The sequence below is a fragment of the uncultured Treponema sp. genome (genome assembly GCF_945873775.1).
Taxonomy (GTDB): domain Bacteria; phylum Spirochaetota; class Spirochaetia; order Treponematales; family Treponemataceae; genus Treponema_D.
This window is the reverse complement of the sequence record NZ_CAMCEC010000001.1, coordinates 151,734-169,161: the sequence shown is the minus strand read 5'-3', so window position 1 is coordinate 169,161 and position 17,428 is coordinate 151,734. Positions and strand designations below refer to the sequence as shown.

Here is a 17,428-nt window from a genome sequence, read left to right as displayed (position 1 = left end):
AGGTTTTATAATCTTCGGATATGGAAAAGCAAGAAAATTTAAAGCTTGGAGTTTGCTGGATTTTATTTTCCGCATTTGGATTTGCTGTAATGGGACTTTGCGTGCGTTTGGCGGGAAATCTTCCTTTTGTTCAAAAAACTCTTTTTAGAAATCTCATTGCGTTTTTTGTTGCTTTTTCAACTTTGTGCATGAAGGCTAAAAAAGACAAGTCGGTTCTTTATGTTCCGCGTGAAGCTTGGAAATTTTTGCTTTTAAGATCGGCTGTCGGCTCTCTTGGGATTTTTGGAAACTTTTATGCTTTGGGTTTTATGAATATTTCTGATGCCGCCATGCTGAATAAAATGTCTCCATTCTTTGCGGTGGTTGCAAGCATTTTTATTCTTGGTGAAAAACCAAATTTTGTTTCGGCATTTTCATTGATTGTTGTTTTTGCAGGCTCGCTTTTTGTAATTAAACCTACATTTGATTTTGTAAAAGTTTTTCCTGCATTGTTTGCTTTTGTCGGCGGAATGGGAGCTGGCTTTGCGTCTTGCTTTGTAAGAAAACTTCATTCGTACAATGTTTGCGGCGATTTTATAATTGTGTTCTTTTCGCTTTTTTCGAGCTTGCTTGCAGTTCCTTTTGTTTTCTTTTTCCATGCGCCTATGAGTTTGCCTCAAGTTCTGATTTTGCTTTGCGCAGGAATTGGAGCTGCTTGCGGTCAGTTCGGAATGACAAACGCTTACTTCAATGCGCCGGCTTCAAAAATTTCAATTTATGATTATTCGAATATTGTTTTTGCGGGAATTCTTGGATTTATTTTTCTTGGGCAGGTTCCAGACATTTTTAGCATTGCAGGATATTTTATTATAATCGGAACTGCAGTTCTTGTTTTTATTTACAATTCAAAAAATGCGGCTAAAACTCAGGCCGAAAATTAACAGGGAGTTTTGCTTTCTGCAAGGGATTTTAAAATTGATTCCATTACCTTAAAGCTTGCAGGAGTCAGCGAGTCTATATTGTCATTCTGTGTGTGGAAAAGCCGCCAAGTGTAGGGCAGGTGCTCTTTGTATGAAAAGTCTGGAATGTTTTCTTTAAGACGTTTTTGCTTTGAAGATTCTCTGTTCATTACCGCATCTTCAAGAGATTTGTCGCTGTTGATTTTTCTTGCATAAAGAGAAGCTTCTTCTGCTGGCAAAAGTGTGATTGCGACTGCTGGAATTCCGCAGGCAAGAAAAGATGCGTTGTCGCTATACGGAACAGGAAGCGTCATCCATCTGCCGTCTGTGGCGCGCTTTAAAATATTCTGTGTTCTTGTGTAAAGGTCATTGAACTGCGATTTGAATTTTGCAGAAGCAAGGGAACTTAATCCGCTTTTTGAAAGAATTGGAATTTCACCGCGTCCGCAAGCATCAAAAACATAAACATCATCGTTTGTAATTCCAAGACGCTGAAAAGTTTTTGCAATTCCAAATGCGCCTTGGTTTGTTACAGTCCAGCCAAGCTCTTCTCCGTCTGTAAAAAAAATTCTTACATTATGGAACGAAGGATAATTTTTAAGCCACACTGCCCAGTTCATGAGCTGCCAGTCTGCCGCGCTGTTGTCGTTTGCACCGGGACTTTCTGGAACTCTGTCATGGTGGGCAATTACAGTTTTTATTTTAAACTGGGGATTGTAGCTTGAAGGAGCGAACTGAACTAAAATATGATTCTTTCCGTCTATTACAACTCGGTTGGAATTTACACCGCGGCTTTCAAGCCATTCCTGTATAAAGTCCGCCCGGTTGCAGTCTTGAGCTAGATATTCTGAAAACTCATTCGGAAGGAATCCCATGTTATTCTAGTAGTCTCCGTTTCTGCGGCGATCGTTTGAACCGAATCTTCTTCCGCCGTCTCTTGAAAATCCTGAACGTTCACGAGGCTTTTTTTCTTCTGCATAGTTTACGCGGATTTTGCGTCCGTCAACTTCTTTTCCTGCAAGCTCGGCAATTGCCTTGTCTGTTTCCGCAGAATTTTCCATTTCAACAAAGCCGAAACCTTTTGACTGGTTTGTGTCGCGGTCAATAATAATTGTTGCAGAAACAACATTTCCGTAAGCAGAAAACAATGAACTCAATGTATCTTGTGTTGTTGCATAGCTCAAGTTTCCAACGTAAAGTCTTTTTGACATAAATAATTCCTTGCAGATTCACAAAGCCTTGGCAAGGAATCATGCAATATTAAAATACTATGGAAAAAATGCGCTGTCAAGTAAAATTGCCTTTGATAAACGGACCAAACGCATTATAAATGTATTCAGCACAAAACTGGCTGCCATGCACGGTTTCCTGGTTCAAAACCGCGCAATAATGCGCTGCACGCTGATTGTTGCAAAGCAACTATAGAATTGCCCGCTCACGCGGTCGCAACAATCAGAGTGTTTTTGCCCCGGGAACCGTTCCTTCCCGCAAACTTTACTTAAATTATTTATAATGCGTTTGCCCTGCCTTTGATAAATTTATCCTGTTGATTTTTAACATTCTGTGTTATAATATCTTTTACATGAAGAAAGAAGAATTTTATGATTTGCTGGAAAGTATTCCAAAAGCCGAGCTCCATGTTCATGAGGAGGCTGTTTTAAGCAGGGAAACCGTAAAGAAAGTTTATAAGCGTAATTTTAATCAGGATATGTCAGATGAGGAATTCAACTCTCTTTTTGAATACGATGATTTGACGGGCTTTCTTTCTTCCTTTATAAAAATTCAATCTTATTTTACAAACATAAATGACTTTGAATATATGTTCAAGGATTTTGAAGACTACTTGGATAAAAACAATATTGTCTATTGCGAAACTTTTTTCAGTCCGACTTCTCATTTAAAGAAAGGCTGGAGTTTCCATGACATGATCAGCATTGTTCAAAAAAGCATTGAGCGCATAAAAGAAAATTCCGGGCGCACTGTAAAACTCATTGTTGATGTGAGCCGTTCGTTTGGCGTGGAAAACGCAATGAAGAACTTGGATCTTGTGCTTGCTGAAAAAAGTCCTTATATAGTTGGAATCGGGCTTGGGGGCGATGAAAAAAAAGGACCTGCCGCGGAATACAAAGATGTTTTTGTAAAGGCAAAAGAAAACGGACTTCATGTTGTAACTCATGCAGGAGAAAGCTGCGGCGTTTTTTCCATGAAAGACAGTTTGGAGCTTTGCAAGGCTGAACGTCTTGGCCACGGAATCGCCGCAGCGCAGGATGCAGATTTTATGAAGTATCTTGCAGAAAATAAAATTCCGCTTGAAGTTTGCCCTACAAGCAACATTTTTATCCTAAAAGAATTCAACGGCGATATGAAAAATCATCCTGTAAAAAAACTTTACGATGCAGGTGTTTTTGTTACGCTGAATACAGATGATCCTACATTCTTTAAAGTTTCGCTTATTGATGAATACTGGAATATTTATAAAGATCAGAATTTCTCTTTGGATGAAATAAAAGAGATTATAAAGAACGGCTACAAGGCTGCTTTTATTTCTCAAGAAGAAAAAGATAACTATTGCAAGAATGTTGATTCTGCATGGGACGCTTGGTTTAAAAAACATCCAGAAGCAAAATAACTGAATAATATTTTTGTTATTGGTATTTAAATATTGTTGCCGTGCAAATCGCAAAGTTGATATGCACGGCAATTTTTTTGTCATTTTTTAATTTTTACAGTAAAACTAATCTTGGATTCTTTTCCTTGCCAGTCGGTTATCTTTAAAGTTCCTCTTCCGGCAGTTCCAGTTGTTTTTACGTAAATGCCAGACATTCCGCCCTTAAGAGAAACTGCTTTTGGACCGATTATTTCAATTGCGCCTTCCGCTTCTGCAATTACAGCTTCCTGCATAAAAGGCTGAAGATTTCCGTTTTCGTCTTCTGCCCGCAAATGAACTTCTGCAACATCGTAAGTTTCTTCTTCTATTAAAATTGTGCGGCTGACTTGCGCTTTTAAAGAGGCATTTTTGCACATTGACTTTACGAGCGTTTTTACAGTCTTGCCGTTTTTAATCGCTTCAAATTTATAAGAAGAAGATTCTCCGCCCCAGTTGCCTATGTACTTTCCAAAGAGCGCGATGAGTTTTTCTTTTGAAATAATGCGCATTGCAAAAAGTTTTGCGGCTTCCAGCTTATACTTTGCAGGGAGATTGTTCTGCCCGAATTTCTTTATTGCAAAAATTAGCTCTTTTATTTTTTCACTGTGCTTTGCAGAAATTCCGTCTTCGTCGACGAGCCTATTTCCAATTATGTCGTCAACAAGAATCGGTCCGTGCGCAAGATTTTTAAACGGCGAATCAGATGCTTTGAATTCCTTGATAAAAATGTTGTTTACAAAAAGTTTTACGGAATCAGCGTTTGAAAAAATCCATAGGTCGCCTAAAAGTCCTTCGTTGTATTCTCCGATGCTCATGTTGGAATTTACTTCAATAAAATCCCCGGTAAAATCTTCCTGGCTTTTATAGACTGCCGCCGCTAGCTTTGGATTTCTGAACATATCCATTACGCCGTGATAGCAAATTCTGTCCCCGGAACCGAATTCCTTGTGAGTGTTGTAGTCGAAGGCGCACCAGCCGCTTGAGCCTGCGCAGTCATCGTGTCCTGCAACGCTGTCAAGAACCGTAGCGTGCCTTATTGCGTGTTCTGTTCTTCTTTGCTCAGTGTCGAATGATTTTGTTGGGAACATGTGGCCTGAATGTTCTGTTACTAAATATCCGCCGTGGCTTTTTGTAACTTTGATTTTGTCAAGGCTTCCGGCGTTTTTACCTGAATGGCTAAAGTCGTTGTAAGTATATACGTCTTCCAGCAAGTTGCTGTTCTTGATGCATCTTACGCCGCCAGTTGGACGAGTTGAATCTATTTTGTGCGCAAGGAAATTTGTTGCCTTGTAGAATTCGTCATCGTCCTTGCTTTCATTTATTCTTACACCCCACATAAAGACTGAAGGATGGTTTCTGTACTGCGAAATCATTTCATCTTCATTTTCCAGAGCCTGTGCTTTCCAGGCATCGTCTCCAATATGCTGCCAACCCGGAAATTCCGTGAACACAAGAATTCCAAGCTCATCGCATCTGTCTATAAAATATTTGCTCTGCGGATAATGCGAAGTTCTTACGTAGTTTACGCCAAGCTCGAATTTCAAAATGTCAGCGTCTTCTTTTTGGATGTTCTTTGGCATTGCGTATCCCACGTAAGGGTATGACTGATGTCTGTTCAGTCCGCGAAGCTTTATTTTTTTTCCGTTGAGATAAAATCCTGTTTCATCAAATTTTATTTCCCTGAATCCGAATCTTACAGTTTTTCTGTCTGCAATTTTTCCCTTTGGATTTATAAGCTCTGTAACAAGATTGTAAAGAACCGGCTGCTCAAGAGTCCACGGATGAACCGGCTGTGCGTCCGCCGCAGTAAGAATTTTGTTTCCCGGAACTCCTGTGTTTATTTGCGCCACAACAGAGCTTGAGCTTTCAACTCGCTGAACAATTGAATATCCTTCCGCGTCAGAAGAATTCAAAGTTATTTCTGTTTCAAAATGGCTCGCCTTTGTTTTTATAAAAATGTCTTCTATATAAATAGGATTTTTTATATCAAGATAAACGTCTCTGTAGATTCCTCCATAAGTCATGTAGTCGATTACAAATCCAAACGGCGGAATGTTTAAAGACTCGCGGCTGTCCAGTTTTAATGCAAGCAAGTTGTTTCTTCCTGCCGGCAAAAGTGAATCTGTTAGATCAACAGTAAAAGCCGTGTAGCCGCAGCTGTGCCTTGCAAGAAATTTTCCGTTTAGAAAAACATCGCACTGATGAGCCGCGCCTTCTATTGTAAGAAGAATTTTTTTCCCTGCCCATTCTTTTTCTGTTTTAAAAATTTTTCTGTAAACGCTAAGTTTTTGATATTCGCTTTCATCAAAGCCGTTAAAAGGAGTTTCGCAAACCGAATGTGGAATTCTTACTTGCTCGAATTTTCCCTTGTATTTTGAATCCAACATTTTTTCATTGAATGACGGAGAAAATTCCCAGCCGTTGTTAAAATAAATTCTATCTTTCATTCTTTTAGTCTATTCAAAAGAATTTTTATCGTCAAGGTTGAAATTGCCAGTTTAATTGTAAAAAAGTCGCTTGTTTTGCGACCTTTTATGAAAAAATGTTCTTATAATTTGTAAAAAATCGATTTCTTCCTCTTGACAAAAGTTGGGGGGGGTAGAATGAAGTTATATTATTTTTATTGGAGGGCTTTTATGAAAAAGCTATTGGTTGCTGGGTTTTGTCTTTTGGGAGTTTTGTGCTTTATGCAGGCGCAGAATGTTGACTGGAAGAACTATGGAGCTGGAATTGAGGAAGGAGATTTTATTGTCCGTGGCGACATTGGATTTTCTAGGCACTGGAAAGCGCTGCCTTATGACGGCTCTATGAAAGTTCCGTATCTTGAAGCGTCCGTTGAGTACACAAAAAAAATCAATGAGCTTCCTTTTGGATTCGGCGGATTCATCGGATATTCGCAGGACAAGATGAAAGAAACCACTTCATTCGGAGTGGATGGAGTTCCTGACTACGAATGGAAAGGCGAGATGAATTACATCAACTTGGGCGTGCTTGCAAATTATCATATTCAAGTTCCTGTAGAAAAACTTGATGTTTATGCTGGACTTCGCGTTGGACTTGAATTCTGGAACTGGAAAGTCGATTACAAATGGCCTAGTTACGAACCAGTTTATAATAGTTATGGCTATATTTCCAGCTATAAATATAAAACTGAAAAAGAATCAATCAAGAAAAACGGAACAAATTTTTATGCGGGAATAAACCTTGGAGCTTCATATTTCTTTACTGAAAAATTTGGTGCGAATATTGAAGTAGGCTATCCTCAGCTTATAAAAATCGGCGGAACTGCGAAGTTCTAGGATTGAAAATTCTGCGTCTTTACAGACCGTGCTTTTTTACGATTTTTTTTATGTCGGTCTTTAATGCGCGCAGGATTTCAGATTCAATCAATTTTAGTTCTTCTGCTGAAACTGAACTATTTGAGTCTTGCGGCATATAAAGTCTGTAAGGCTCAACTTTAAGTGAGGCGGCGATTCTTTCAACAAATGAAAGTGAAGGAAAACGTTTCTTTGTTTCAATCTGCCCGATGTAGGAAGTATCTGTCTTGCAGAGTTCCGCAAGTTTTTCTTGCGTCATATTCTGTTCTTTGCGGAATCTTTTCAGATTGCTAATAAATGTGTCTTGTAAATCCATTGTTTATATTCTAAAAGCTACTTTTTTCTTTTTGTATACGCTTGACGCATGGTTAAATTGTGCTAAAATATAGTCTATTAGCTAATAAAACGGCGTGGTTGCATAGAAAATGCAGGAACGCAAGGAGAATTTTATGATTAAAGTTTTTAAAAGTATTATGGCGGCTTTTCTTGTTGCTGTAATGGTTGCTAGCTGTTCCAACGGAAGTTCCGGGGGGGGGCGACAGTAGTGATGAAAATTCCACATCATCATTAGCTGGAACTGTTTGGGAAGTTGGAGGTGTATACCTGTATTTATATGAGGATGGGATATGCTCTTTGGTGGCAGGATCGGCTCAGCCAGGAACTTATGATGAGTCCACAAAAACTATACATATAACATCACCTGTTTCTATTTATTATACTTATGAAATTTCTAGTGATACAATGATACTTTCAAAAGATGGAAAATCTATATACTTAAAAAAACAAAGTTAGTTTTTTTGTTTTGCATGGTTTCCTCAAAAAGAAGCCATGCAGAAGATTTTTTATTGAAACTGATAAAGTGAGTGAGATATAATTTTTATCAAGGATGTGAGTATGAGTGATGCAGAAAATTATAAGTTTGTTTTTTCTGAAAATGATAAAAAGCTTAAGCTTTATATTAGAAAATTTAATTCTGAAGTAAAGGAAAATCATGCAGGAAACAAAATTGATTTGACCATTTATGATACATTGAGAAGAATTGCTGAATCTGCTTTTGCAAATGAACCTGATATTTCGGAAATAAAACTGCCTTCCAATCTGCATATCGTAGAAAAAGAAGCCTTTAAAAGTTGCAAATCCCTTAAAGTTGTCCAATTTGAAGGAAAAGAAGAGTCTGAACTTACAATCCAATTAAATGCCTTCAAGGAGTGTGAAAAACTTGACTCTGTAATTTTCGGATTGAAGAAACCTCTGAAGAAATTAACAATTGAAAAAGGTGCATTTGAAGGCTGTACATCATTGCGTGCAGTCTATTTGAATTCTTCTGAATGTAAAATAAGCGGCGGGGCGTTTTCCGGCGCAGAAAATCTTACGCTTGCTGTAAAAGATGGCTCCGATGCGGAACTCTATGCAAGAGAAAATGGAATTCGATATGTTAAATTCTGAATTCCAAAGCGAACTGTCCTTTCGTATAAATGGATGGCAGCAGAAAGAATATTCTGGAAGTTCTCTCGAGTTAAAAAGTGATATTAAAGGAATTGAAATCCGTAGTTTGGCTGACTTCTGTTCAAAGCTAAGTGAGTTGAATGGCGTTCACGAAAATCCTTTTTTCTATCGTGGTCACAACAATTCAAATTATATTCCGATTCCAGGAATCATGCGGAATGGCATGAAAAATGAACATTTGTTATTTAATGAATTTTCCAAACGTTTTTCCTCAAAAATAAACGTTCTGCCTTCAACTTTGGATAAGTTGATTCTGATGCAGCATTACAGATTGAATACAAGACTTCTGGATATTACGGAAAATCCACTGGTCGCCTTGTTTTTTGCCTGTTATCAAGAACAGAAATTTCCAATAGAAAAACAGGACTCTAAATACGGATGCGTCATGATTTTTTACGAGCAGAATCCTGACGAATTGAAATATCCGAATAGTCTTACAGCAAAGGTGATTGCGAATACCGCTCTTGTGGAGCAAGATTTTGACTATAAAAAACTTCAACAACGTTTTTATGAGGACTATTCTGCAGAGTGGCTTCGTGATTTTATTTATTTTGAGGATATTGTCCGTCGTTCAATTATAATCCGCACATCTTGCGAAAATCCAAGAATAATAAATCAGAGCGGCGCGTTTATTCTTGTAAATGCAAATGAACTTATAAAAATTGAGAATAGCAATGAAAAGCCATCAGATGTTTCTTCTGCTGACTTCATGAAATGGATGATGACTGAGGGCAGAAAGTCGAATTTTACTGATATTCAGGAAAACTGTAAAAACAAGTTTCATTCCGAATTCAAGGACTTTAAACGGTGGAAGTTTCTTTTTCGCAAGGTTGAACCGTATTCTCTTGAGAACAAATACAAAGAATTCCGAGATGATCCATTTGACTTAAAACGTCTTTTTTACACTGATAAAAATGGAAAACGCATCGTGTTTTTTATTCCGCCGGACTGCAAAAAGAAAATCCTTGAAGAGCTTAATACCATGAATATAAATGAATGCACAATGTATCCTGAAATGGAACATATTGCGTTATATTTGAATGAAAAATTTGAAAATCAATGAAAAAAGGTGTGTAGATTTTATGAAAGTAACTGGAAGTAGTATTTTTGACAAAGCGCTTGATTTGGTTGTATCAATTCGAGAAGATGCGTTTGAAAGAAGTTTGCGTTTAGCTAAATCTGGAAATTCTTATGCTCAATTAGAAGTTGGAAAGTTATATCTAAATGGATATGGGATAGATACTGATGATGCTGTGGTCGTGATTAAAAATAATAATAAAGCTTTCTACTGGTTTTTAAAATCCTCTGAACAAAATAATGCTGGTGCTTTTTTTATGCTTAGCAATTGTTTTGAGCATGGTATTGGAGTGAAAAAGAATATAAAAAAAGCAGAAGATTATTTATACAAAGCTGCAGAATTTGGTGATAAAAAAGCTTTATTACAACTTGCTATATTTTTTGTATCTAAAAATGATTTTTCAATGGCTATTTCTTTTTTAGAAATACTTAATGAAGTTGATGACGGGACTTATATGTTGAAGATTGCTCAAATTTACACACGTATTGGAGTTGAATATATGTATGGAGATGAAATATATATGAATTTTGAAAAAGGTTTGGAATATCTTATTGTTGCTGCTGAAATGGGAGATTCAGAAGCGCAGTCTGAACTTGGAAGTAGATATTTAGATGGAGATAATGTACAACAAGATTATGAAAAAGCTTTCTTCTATTTAGAAAGAGCTGCAAAGCAAAAAGATTCATCAGCAGTTATGGAACTTGCTAGATGCTACGAAAAAGGAAATGGAGTGGAGAAAAATATAAAAAAAGCAATAAAGTTATATTGTGAAATACTAAATATAGAAATATTATATCCAGAGCACTATAATTTTGATGAAGCTTTACACATAATAAAAGATTACAAAGATTTAGAAGATATTGAAAATTGCATTGATTCCCCTGCTGTTTTTTATTACCTTTCTCAAGAATTTACAGGTTTTAAGGGTGAGAGGAATCCTGAAAGATACATACGTTTCCTTAAAAAATCAGCAGAAATGGGATATGATAAAGCTCAGTATGAATTAGGAAAAATGTATGAAACTGGTCTGCATGTTGAAAAAGATATAGACAAAGCAATTGAGTGGTTTGAAAAAGCTGGTGAACAAGGTGATGACGGAGCTATTTATTCTCTTCAATATTTAAAAGATCCGAATTTCTTCAAAAATAATAATACCTCACAAAAGGAGTAAGCCATGAATATTTCACATATCAATCCAATGACTAATTTTCCGTGTCCTGGACTTATGATTTTTAGTGGCATGAGTTTTTATGGAAATGAAATGTGTTCGGTTTATCGTTGTTCTATTTGCGGACGGACATTTTTTGTAAATAATTATGGCAATGTTGTTTTATAAGTTTCATTGAAATTAATATTTATGTATTTTATACGGAGGTAAATATGGCAAATGGTATTTTTGATTCAAAAAATGGAAAGGTGATTTTTGTATGTATAAACAAATCATACGAAAAATTGAGCAAAGGAATAAAAGTTGCAGGAAGGGCATCTCGTTGGGACTGTGTTCGCAAATACTGGCCGATTGATGACGTAAAAAAGGCGAACGAGGCAGATTTCATCTTGGGTGTTTGCCACAAAGAAATTGTAGCAGTATGCAAAATGGACAACAGAGGCTGGAGAAAAATTTCAGAGGACAGTCAGTTAAGAAATGGTTTTAAGAATGACGCTGAAATAATTGAATGTCCTAGTTTGCTTTCCAGATATGCGTTTTCTGGCGAAATTGTTGATGATTCTCCATATCTAGGAATGGAAATTCCAAGTGAATACGGATTTAGTCAATCAAGAATAGTAACTTATAATTACTGATTTATAAAATATTTCATTTATTTAAAAACTGATTTTATATTTTCAACTCATAGAAACAGGAGATGATTGGCGATGAGTGGCAGTTATATTAAAAATTGGAATTTGTTGGTATCTCAGCATTCACAATTCTATAATCAGCCTGAATGTAAAATTCAAAATATTTGGGAAAGTTACTTTTCTGAAATATTCGGCTTTAGCAAGATATTTAATGAAATCGACTCCCATCGAAAACTTCATATCGGCTCTAGTGACAGAGAAATTCCTGACATAATTCTGAAAAAAGACAGTAAAGATTTATTCATTGTGGAGCTGAAGCAGTATTCTCTTGCAAAAAATGATGATTTTGAAAAATAACTTTTAAACTACATGAGTCACACAGATCTCAGACTTTCAATCGGTGTTCTTGTCTGTGAAAAACTTTATCTGTATTTCTACAATCATTCTGACAACAAAAATGATTGCCTTGAAATTCCTTTTGAAAAGGACAACGAGCTTGGAATAAAATTCATGGAGCTTTTCAATAAAAACAATTTTGATGTAGAGAAGGCAAGAGATTTTATTCAATCTGAAACCAAAAACAAAAATGATATTTCCAACATAAAAACAGAAATTTCAGAGGAGCTTGTAAAAAATCTTTTGACGGAACATTTCATAAAAATTTATGACAAAGATGTCGTTGAGTCCGCGCTGAAAGGTTTTTCATTTATTTGCTCCGAAAGAAAGAGTATGAATGATGCTGGAATGTTGAAAAACATAATACAAAATACGGGAAATTCATCTTACAATAAAAATGAAACTCCGCCTGAAGTAGTGTTGTTAATTGGAGACAGAGAAGTTGAGCCTAGGGAATTTAAAGACAAACTTTTACAAAAAAAATCTGCAAAACGTTTTTGGTATTATAACAATGGTCAAACTGAAGAAGATTTTTGGAATGCATATAGTTTTAAAGTTGATTCAAATTTATTGGGAAACATTCATTCAACTAAATATAGAAATTGGAAAACATCAGGACTTGTAAAACTCGTCTGCAAAATTCCAGAATGATTAGTTTTCAAAAGTCCCCCGTTTTGCGACTTTTTTAGTTTGCATTGCCGTACAATTTGTCAAAACTTAAAAGAAAAGAGAGATTAGTTTATGTCCGAGAATGCTGAAAAAACTGACAAGAAAAAAGAGCCTGTTGTTTTTGAAAATGTTAAGGTCTGCATTGAAGACCGCGGCAAAAGCTATGAATATTTTATGACGGATGATATCGATGTTCTTTGTGGTAAACTTTGCGAGCTAGGTTATCGCAATGTTAAAGAATCTGACTGGAGGCTTAATTCATCGCTTGCACAATCTGTCCGAGACAAAATGGTTGAGCTTGGCTGCTGTTTTTCTATGACGTTTTCCCATGGCACAAGTATCCTGAATTTCTGGACTAAGAATTCTCCTCGCCCTTATTATGTTCGGCTTGATGAGCTTCTTCCTTTTAATTCTGTGCTGGAAAAACAAATGCATCGGATAAAAGAAGACATAGCGGGAACTGAAAATCTTAAGAAGCTTGCAGAGCAAAATTCTTGGACTCCTCTTATGATGGCCGTAATGATGAATTCGCAAGAGTCTGTAAAAGAATATATCGCTGAAAAAAATGATGTGAACTGCCATGGCAATGATGGCATTACTCCGCTTATGATTGCGGTTTTCAACAGAAACAAGGAGATGGTTGAGTTTCTTATAAAAAATGGTTCGGACGTGAATTACTGCACGAACCGCGGCACTTCAATTCTTCTTCTTGCAATTATGAACAACAAGGACGACCGCTATACCGAGATAATAAAAATACTGCGGGATGCGGGCGCACGGACTGACAACATCTGCCTTAACTCAAAAACTCCAGAAGCAAAGCTTACTTTTAACCAGACTTTGGAATATTTTATTTCGCAGTTCACTTTGAACGGACGCGGAAAACCAAGCCTTATCTACAAGAACACGAGCATCGGCGGCGAGGGTGGAATTGACAAGCGAGCCTTCTCAAAAATCAGAAGCCAGAAAAATCCGAACTATCATCCCAAAAAGAACACTGTCTTTCTCCTTGCCCTTGGAATGAACCTTACAGTTGAACAGACCGAGCAGCTGCTGTTCAGTGCGGGCTACGCTTTTGATGAAAAAAGCAAATTCGACATGACAATCAGGGACTTTATCCAGAAGCGGAATTTCAGAATTGAAGAAATTGAAAATGCTTTGTTTGAAGCAACTGGAAAATACCTCGGACAAAAAGAAGACGCAGAAAAGTAACGGCAACGAAGCGCATGATAAATATAAAATTGCAATTTTCCTTGAATGCAATTATAATTTAATTGATTTCTAATTTTGAATTTTTGCGAGGTTTGTATGCCGTTAAAACTTATAGGAATTTTATTTTTGGTTGTGCTTGTCGCTCTTCTTACTGGATTCAATCTTTCGAACAAATGCTCAATTTGGTTTTTTCATAGCTTTGAAGATATTCCGGTTTTTGCAGCTCTGCTTTCCGCTTTTTTAGCTGGCGTTGTAATTACGCTTCCGTTCACATTTGGAAAAAAAAGAAAAACGGAATCTCTTCCTGAAACAAAAAAGAAAGAAAAAAAATCCAAGCAGAATATTCTGCAAGAAGAAGTTCCTTTGCAGCAGCCGCAGGAAAACGCTGAATGAAAAAATTATTGCTTGCATTTTTCGTTTGTGTTTCTTCCGTCTCACTTTTTGCGCAGAATAAAAAATCCGCGGAAATAATAAAACGGGAAGCCTTAAAGCAGGAAACAGTCCTTGATTCAATTGACTATTTAAAGCGCAATCTTGACTTTGCCGATACTGCTGCGGACACTCGTTCTCTTCTATATTATACAGGAACTTTGCAGGAACAGCTTGGGCTTTATACTGACGCCGGAAATTCCTATGCAAAGGCAGCTGGCATTGCGGCGCACGACGCTTCAAATATGCCAAAGGTTACTTCTGAGCAACTTGTGCTGAATGCAGTGCGCGCGAATCTTTGTGCTGGCAACTGGGAAACAGCCGACTCTTACTTGAACAGCGCGGTCAGGAATTCCAAGAATGAAACAGTTTCAGCCACAGTAAAGCTTTATTCTGTTTGGAGCGATCTGTGCAAGGCATCTTCTGTTCCCGGCGCGGATATTTCAGATTCTGTGGAGCTTTTAAAAGCGTACAGTTCAATGCAGTCCATGAAAAGTGTAAAGGCGCAGGTTCTTTTTACTTTGTGGCATTTGACTTCTGCAAGAGTATATGCGGAAGAACTTAACCGCGAATTTCCTTTAAGCCCGGAATCTTCTGTTGCAAATGGAAAAAGCCAGATAATGCGCGTTCCGTTTTGGTACTTTGTGCCGAAAGAAAATTCCGCTTCATCTTCACAAAACCGCTACGCTGAAAATTCAGAAGTGCCAGCGAAAGAATCTTCTGTTCAGTCTGAAATTCCTTTGTCGCAAAAACATCCTGGAAAAAAACAGCAGCTTGGTCTTTTTAAGAAAAAAGAAAACGCTGACGACTGCATAAGAAAAGCAAAACAAAAAGGCTTCGATGCATACTGCTACACAGAAACCCGCTCCAGTGGAACTACATATTTTATAGTCGCCGTAGACGAAAACTCCAGCATGACAATGGGTCAAAAACTAAAAAATGCCGGCATAGACTGTTATACGATTGAATAAAAGTTGCCACACGGATTTGAAAAAATGAATGGATTTTTTTATATATTGAAATTGATTCGGGAGGAAAATACATGAAAAAAATCATTAATTTCATATTAGCACTTTTATTATTCTCAAAGGTATTTGCGTATGAAATTAACGATTTTTCAGATTGTGAATGGTTTGATAATATATCTGTGGAATACATCATTAATTACCAAAAGCCGGTTTTTGATAAATACGATATTGTAAGCTTTAGGTTTCCTAAGAAAAATAATTCGCCTGATTATAAAGACTGGGGATATTACAGTATTTCGGGAATAGGAGGAGTCGGAGCTATTTATTCAGTATCAAAAAAAGATGAAAATAAATTTATTTTCGAATATGGCTATTTTCCTTCTTCCAGCGACCAAAATGAGAAACCTGTAAAACTGTCTGAACCTAATATATGTACAGTTTATATTCAGAATGAAAATACTTTGATTCTTGTAAATCCTCCGCTTTGCATATACAGAAAAACTTTGTATAGAAAGAGTTTCGGCAAGAATTCAAGTATAAAAATGGAAGACGGCGTTGTAAATGATTTAAATGTAAGAATTAGGCTTGAACCAAATACGAAAAGTCTTGTTTTAGGCAAGGTACAAACTGGAACAAATGTAAAAATAATAAAGCAATCAGAACCATATATAGCTGATGGCAAAAATAATTGTTGGTATCAAATACAACTGGATGGATATCCTATATGCTGGATATTTGGAGAGTATATATCCAATCGCGAAGATTATTTTAAGAATTTTGGAGTAATAGAATAATTTTTCATAACAAAAGAAACTGTGCCATTTGATAAAATGAATGGAACTTATAACGCTCTTCCGGCAAGTTTTTATTCTATCTGCAAAAAAAAGCCGCCAGGTGTTTTAGTTCCTAGCGGCAATTTTTTTCAGGATAACGGCTTAAAATCCTTTTACAAATTCTTTTTTTAGGAAGTCAAGGTCAAGCTCTGGATAAAGAACGTGCTTTGAAAGAAGCTCCTGGACTTCTTTTTCTGCCTTTGCCTGAACAGAGCCGTCAAGTTCAATTTTTCCTTTTGCAGGCTTTCCGTCCTTTGTAAGTCCAGGCTTTGTTCCCTTAAGAACAAGGTCAATAATTTCCGCAACTTTCTTCATGTCGTTTTCATCCATGCCCAAAGTTGTAAGCCCTGGAGTTCCAATGCGGATTCCAGAAGTCCACCAGGCGCCGTTCTTGTCATAAGGAAGAGCATTCGCGTTTGCTGTAACACCGCATTTGAACAGTGCCGCTTCCGCCTGTTTTCCTGTAAGTCCGTAAGTTGTAACGTCAACGAGCATAAGGTGATTGTCTGTTCCGCCGGTCTGAAGCTTCATTCCTTTTTCAATGCAGGCTGCTGCAAGTGCCTGGGCATTTTTTACAACATTCTGCGCATAAGTCTGATATGCAGGAGTTTTTGCTTCTTTGAACGCCACAGCCTTTGCCGCTACAATGTGGTTCAGAGGACCGCCTAGAACCATAGGGCAGCCTTTGTTCACGTAGTCTGTAAATTCCTTTTTGCAAAGAATGAGCGCGCCGCGTGGTCCGCGTAAAGTCTTGTGTGTTGTGGTTGTAACGACATCAGCCCATTTTACAGGATCATAGTCGCCTGTGAAAACTTTTCCTGCCACAAGTCCTGCAAAGTGCGCCATGTCCACCATAAGAACTGCTCCGCATTTGTCTGCAATCTCGCGGAATTTCTTAAAGTTGATTTTTCTTGGATACGCGCTGAATCCTGTAAGAAGAATAAGAGGCTTTACTTCCATTGCCTGCTTTTCGATTGCGTCATAGTCCAAAAGGCCGGTTTCCTTGTCAACTCCGTAAGGATGGCTTTCAAACATACGGGCAGAGACATTCATCTTGTATCCATGGGTAAGGTGTCCGCCGCATGAATAGTCAAGTCCCATAAGACGCTGGTTGCCGAATCTTTTGCGCAGAATATCGAACTGCTCGGCATTGAGCTCTGCAAGGGACTTTACGCCCATTTCCTCAAGTGTCGGAGTTTCTATTGTCTTTGAAAGGATTGCCCAGTAAGCGACAAGGTTCGCGTCGCATCCGGCATGAGGCTGAACGTAAGCGTAGTCTGCTCCAAAAAGCTCTGCGGCTTCTTTTGCGGCAGTTTTTTCTACTGAATCGATGTTTTCGCATCCGCCGTAGTAACGGTGCTCTGGAAATCCTTCCGCGTATTTGTCTGTAAGAAGATTTCCCATTGCGGCCTGAACATTAAGAGAGCAGTAGTTTTCACTTGCCACAAGCTTTAAATGGCGGCGCTGGGTTGCAAGCTCCTTTACAATGTCTTCTGCAATTTCCGGGGCTACATCAGAAACAAGCTGAAGATTCGCAACATAGGAAGTCATGGCAGGATTCAATTTTCCGCCGCATTCCTTTACATAGTTTTCAAGTGGAGTAGGCATTGGACTCACCTCGCTTTATGAAATTTG

General features: G+C 37.5%; 18 protein-coding genes. 13 read left to right on the top strand and 5 right to left on the bottom strand.

All coding sequences use genetic code 11. The features are described 5' to 3' along the window. Positions 1 to 20 precede the first annotated feature (20 nt). Positions 21 to 920, top strand: a complete 900-nt coding sequence (locus Q0N70_RS00765) for a DMT family transporter (RefSeq protein WP_294012321.1) — start codon at positions 21 to 23, stop codon at positions 918 to 920. Here Q0N70_RS00765 and Q0N70_RS00760 read toward each other — a convergent pair. After that, positions 917 to 1,813: a M28 family peptidase gene (locus tag Q0N70_RS00760; RefSeq protein WP_294012318.1), complete on the bottom strand. Its 897-nt coding sequence runs from the start codon at positions 1,811 to 1,813 to the stop codon at positions 917 to 919. The genes Q0N70_RS00765 and Q0N70_RS00760 overlap by 4 nt on opposite strands. Positions 1,814 to 1,819: 6 nt before the next feature. Further along, a complete protein-coding gene (locus Q0N70_RS00755; protein WP_294012315.1) occupies positions 1,820 to 2,149 on the bottom strand; it encodes an RNA-binding protein in 330 nt (109 codons plus the stop codon). A gap of 371 nt (positions 2,150 to 2,520) precedes the next feature. Here Q0N70_RS00755 and add point away from each other — a divergent pair, with 371 nt between their 5' ends. Then, positions 2,521 to 3,567: an adenosine deaminase gene (add, locus tag Q0N70_RS00750; protein ID WP_294012312.1), complete on the top strand. Its 1,047-nt coding sequence runs from the start codon at positions 2,521 to 2,523 to the stop codon at positions 3,565 to 3,567. Between the two features lie 80 nt (positions 3,568 to 3,647). Here add and Q0N70_RS00745 read toward each other — a convergent pair whose 3' ends face one another. Continuing rightward, positions 3,648 to 6,032, bottom strand: coding sequence for a glycoside hydrolase family 2 TIM barrel-domain containing protein (locus Q0N70_RS00745; protein ID WP_294012309.1), 2,385 nt, complete (start codon positions 6,030 to 6,032; stop codon positions 3,648 to 3,650). Between the two features lie 189 nt (positions 6,033 to 6,221). Here Q0N70_RS00745 and Q0N70_RS00740 point away from each other — a divergent pair, with 189 nt between their 5' ends. Continuing rightward, complete coding sequence (locus tag Q0N70_RS00740) at positions 6,222 to 6,884, top strand: outer membrane beta-barrel protein (RefSeq protein ID WP_294012306.1); 663 nt, start codon at positions 6,222 to 6,224, stop codon at positions 6,882 to 6,884. 19 nt (positions 6,885 to 6,903) lie between these two features. Here Q0N70_RS00740 and Q0N70_RS00735 read toward each other — a convergent pair whose 3' ends face one another. Continuing rightward, complete coding sequence (locus tag Q0N70_RS00735; RefSeq protein ID WP_276779140.1) at positions 6,904 to 7,218, bottom strand: helix-turn-helix transcriptional regulator; 315 nt, start codon at positions 7,216 to 7,218, stop codon at positions 6,904 to 6,906. 578 nt (positions 7,219 to 7,796) lie between these two features. Between Q0N70_RS00735 and Q0N70_RS00730 the strand changes: the two genes are divergently transcribed. The 10 genes from Q0N70_RS00730 to Q0N70_RS00685 all read left to right on the top strand — a co-directional run bounded on the left by Q0N70_RS00730 (position 7,797) and on the right by Q0N70_RS00685 (position 15,754). Continuing rightward, entirely contained in the window at positions 7,797 to 8,348 is a 552-nt protein-coding gene (locus Q0N70_RS00730) for a leucine-rich repeat domain-containing protein (RefSeq protein ID WP_294012293.1), read from the top strand. Then, positions 8,335 to 9,471, top strand: a complete 1,137-nt coding sequence (locus Q0N70_RS00725) for an FRG domain-containing protein (protein WP_294012290.1) — start codon at positions 8,335 to 8,337, stop codon at positions 9,469 to 9,471. The genes Q0N70_RS00730 and Q0N70_RS00725 overlap by 14 nt, the downstream gene beginning before the upstream one ends. Further along, positions 9,449 to 10,657, top strand: a complete 1,209-nt coding sequence (locus tag Q0N70_RS00720) for a tetratricopeptide repeat protein (protein WP_294012287.1) — start codon at positions 9,449 to 9,451, stop codon at positions 10,655 to 10,657. The genes Q0N70_RS00725 and Q0N70_RS00720 overlap by 23 nt, the downstream gene beginning before the upstream one ends. Positions 10,658 to 10,866: 209 nt before the next feature. After that, complete coding sequence (locus Q0N70_RS00715; protein WP_294012284.1) at positions 10,867 to 11,289, top strand: hypothetical protein; 423 nt, start codon at positions 10,867 to 10,869, stop codon at positions 11,287 to 11,289. A 72-nt stretch (positions 11,290 to 11,361) separates the two neighbouring features. Next, entirely contained in the window at positions 11,362 to 11,643 is a 282-nt protein-coding gene (locus Q0N70_RS00710; RefSeq protein ID WP_294012281.1) for a hypothetical protein, read from the top strand. A 12-nt stretch (positions 11,644 to 11,655) separates the two neighbouring features. Next, complete coding sequence (locus Q0N70_RS00705; RefSeq protein WP_294012278.1) at positions 11,656 to 12,333, top strand: hypothetical protein; 678 nt, start codon at positions 11,656 to 11,658, stop codon at positions 12,331 to 12,333. Between the two features lie 90 nt (positions 12,334 to 12,423). Beyond that, positions 12,424 to 13,563 carry an ankyrin repeat domain-containing protein gene (locus tag Q0N70_RS00700; protein WP_294012275.1) on the top strand — a complete coding sequence of 380 codons (1,140 nt, stop codon included), beginning with the start codon at positions 12,424 to 12,426 and terminating at the stop codon, positions 13,561 to 13,563. Positions 13,564 to 13,659: 96 nt separating this feature from the next. Further along, positions 13,660 to 13,956: a hypothetical protein gene (locus Q0N70_RS00695; RefSeq protein ID WP_294012272.1), complete on the top strand. Its 297-nt coding sequence runs from the start codon at positions 13,660 to 13,662 to the stop codon at positions 13,954 to 13,956. Then, complete coding sequence (locus Q0N70_RS00690) at positions 13,953 to 14,963, top strand: SPOR domain-containing protein (RefSeq protein WP_294012269.1); 1,011 nt, start codon at positions 13,953 to 13,955, stop codon at positions 14,961 to 14,963. The genes Q0N70_RS00695 and Q0N70_RS00690 overlap by 4 nt, the downstream gene beginning before the upstream one ends. Before the next feature lie 71 nt (positions 14,964 to 15,034). Continuing rightward, on the top strand, positions 15,035 to 15,754 hold the full coding sequence (locus tag Q0N70_RS00685; RefSeq protein ID WP_294012266.1) for an SH3 domain-containing protein: 720 nt from the start codon (positions 15,035 to 15,037) through the stop codon (positions 15,752 to 15,754). A gap of 141 nt (positions 15,755 to 15,895) precedes the next feature. Here Q0N70_RS00685 and Q0N70_RS00680 read toward each other — a convergent pair whose 3' ends face one another. Beyond that, positions 15,896 to 17,401, bottom strand: a complete 1,506-nt coding sequence (locus Q0N70_RS00680) for a glycine hydroxymethyltransferase (RefSeq protein WP_294012263.1) — start codon at positions 17,399 to 17,401, stop codon at positions 15,896 to 15,898. Positions 17,402 to 17,428 lie beyond the last annotated feature (27 nt).

Excerpts from the sequence above, each read along its gene's own strand:
- Q0N70_RS00685 (WP_294012266.1), top strand. The coding sequence starts at position 15,035 with ATGAAAAAAATCATTAATTTCATATTAGCACTTTTATTATTCTCAAAG.
- Q0N70_RS00715 (WP_294012284.1), top strand. The coding sequence starts at position 10,867 with ATGGCAAATGGTATTTTTGATTCAAAAAATGGAAAGGTGATTTTTGTA.
- Q0N70_RS00730 (WP_294012293.1), top strand. The coding sequence starts at position 7,797 with ATGAGTGATGCAGAAAATTATAAGTTTGTTTTTTCTGAAAATGATAAA.
- Q0N70_RS00700 (WP_294012275.1), top strand. The coding sequence starts at position 12,424 with ATGTCCGAGAATGCTGAAAAAACTGACAAGAAAAAAGAGCCTGTTGTT.
- Q0N70_RS00705 (WP_294012278.1), top strand. The coding sequence starts at position 11,656 with ATGAGTCACACAGATCTCAGACTTTCAATCGGTGTTCTTGTCTGTGAA.
- Q0N70_RS00760 (WP_294012318.1), bottom strand. The coding sequence starts at position 1,813 with ATGGGATTCCTTCCGAATGAGTTTTCAGAATATCTAGCTCAAGACTGC.
- Q0N70_RS00720 (WP_294012287.1), top strand. The coding sequence starts at position 9,449 with ATGAAAAATTTGAAAATCAATGAAAAAAGGTGTGTAGATTTTATGAAA.
- Q0N70_RS00710 (WP_294012281.1), top strand. The coding sequence starts at position 11,362 with ATGAGTGGCAGTTATATTAAAAATTGGAATTTGTTGGTATCTCAGCAT.
- Q0N70_RS00740 (WP_294012306.1), top strand. The coding sequence starts at position 6,222 with ATGAAAAAGCTATTGGTTGCTGGGTTTTGTCTTTTGGGAGTTTTGTGC.
- Q0N70_RS00745 (WP_294012309.1), bottom strand. The coding sequence starts at position 6,032 with ATGAAAGATAGAATTTATTTTAACAACGGCTGGGAATTTTCTCCGTCA.
- Q0N70_RS00735 (WP_276779140.1), bottom strand. The coding sequence starts at position 7,218 with ATGGATTTACAAGACACATTTATTAGCAATCTGAAAAGATTCCGCAAA.
- Q0N70_RS00690 (WP_294012269.1), top strand. The coding sequence starts at position 13,953 with ATGAAAAAATTATTGCTTGCATTTTTCGTTTGTGTTTCTTCCGTCTCA.
- Q0N70_RS00680 (WP_294012263.1), bottom strand. The coding sequence starts at position 17,401 with ATGCCTACTCCACTTGAAAACTATGTAAAGGAATGCGGCGGAAAATTG.
- Q0N70_RS00695 (WP_294012272.1), top strand. The coding sequence starts at position 13,660 with ATGCCGTTAAAACTTATAGGAATTTTATTTTTGGTTGTGCTTGTCGCT.
- Q0N70_RS00755 (WP_294012315.1), bottom strand. The coding sequence starts at position 2,149 with ATGTCAAAAAGACTTTACGTTGGAAACTTGAGCTATGCAACAACACAA.
- add (WP_294012312.1), top strand. The coding sequence starts at position 2,521 with ATGAAGAAAGAAGAATTTTATGATTTGCTGGAAAGTATTCCAAAAGCC.
- Q0N70_RS00725 (WP_294012290.1), top strand. The coding sequence starts at position 8,335 with ATGTTAAATTCTGAATTCCAAAGCGAACTGTCCTTTCGTATAAATGGA.
- Q0N70_RS00765 (WP_294012321.1), top strand. The coding sequence starts at position 21 with ATGGAAAAGCAAGAAAATTTAAAGCTTGGAGTTTGCTGGATTTTATTT.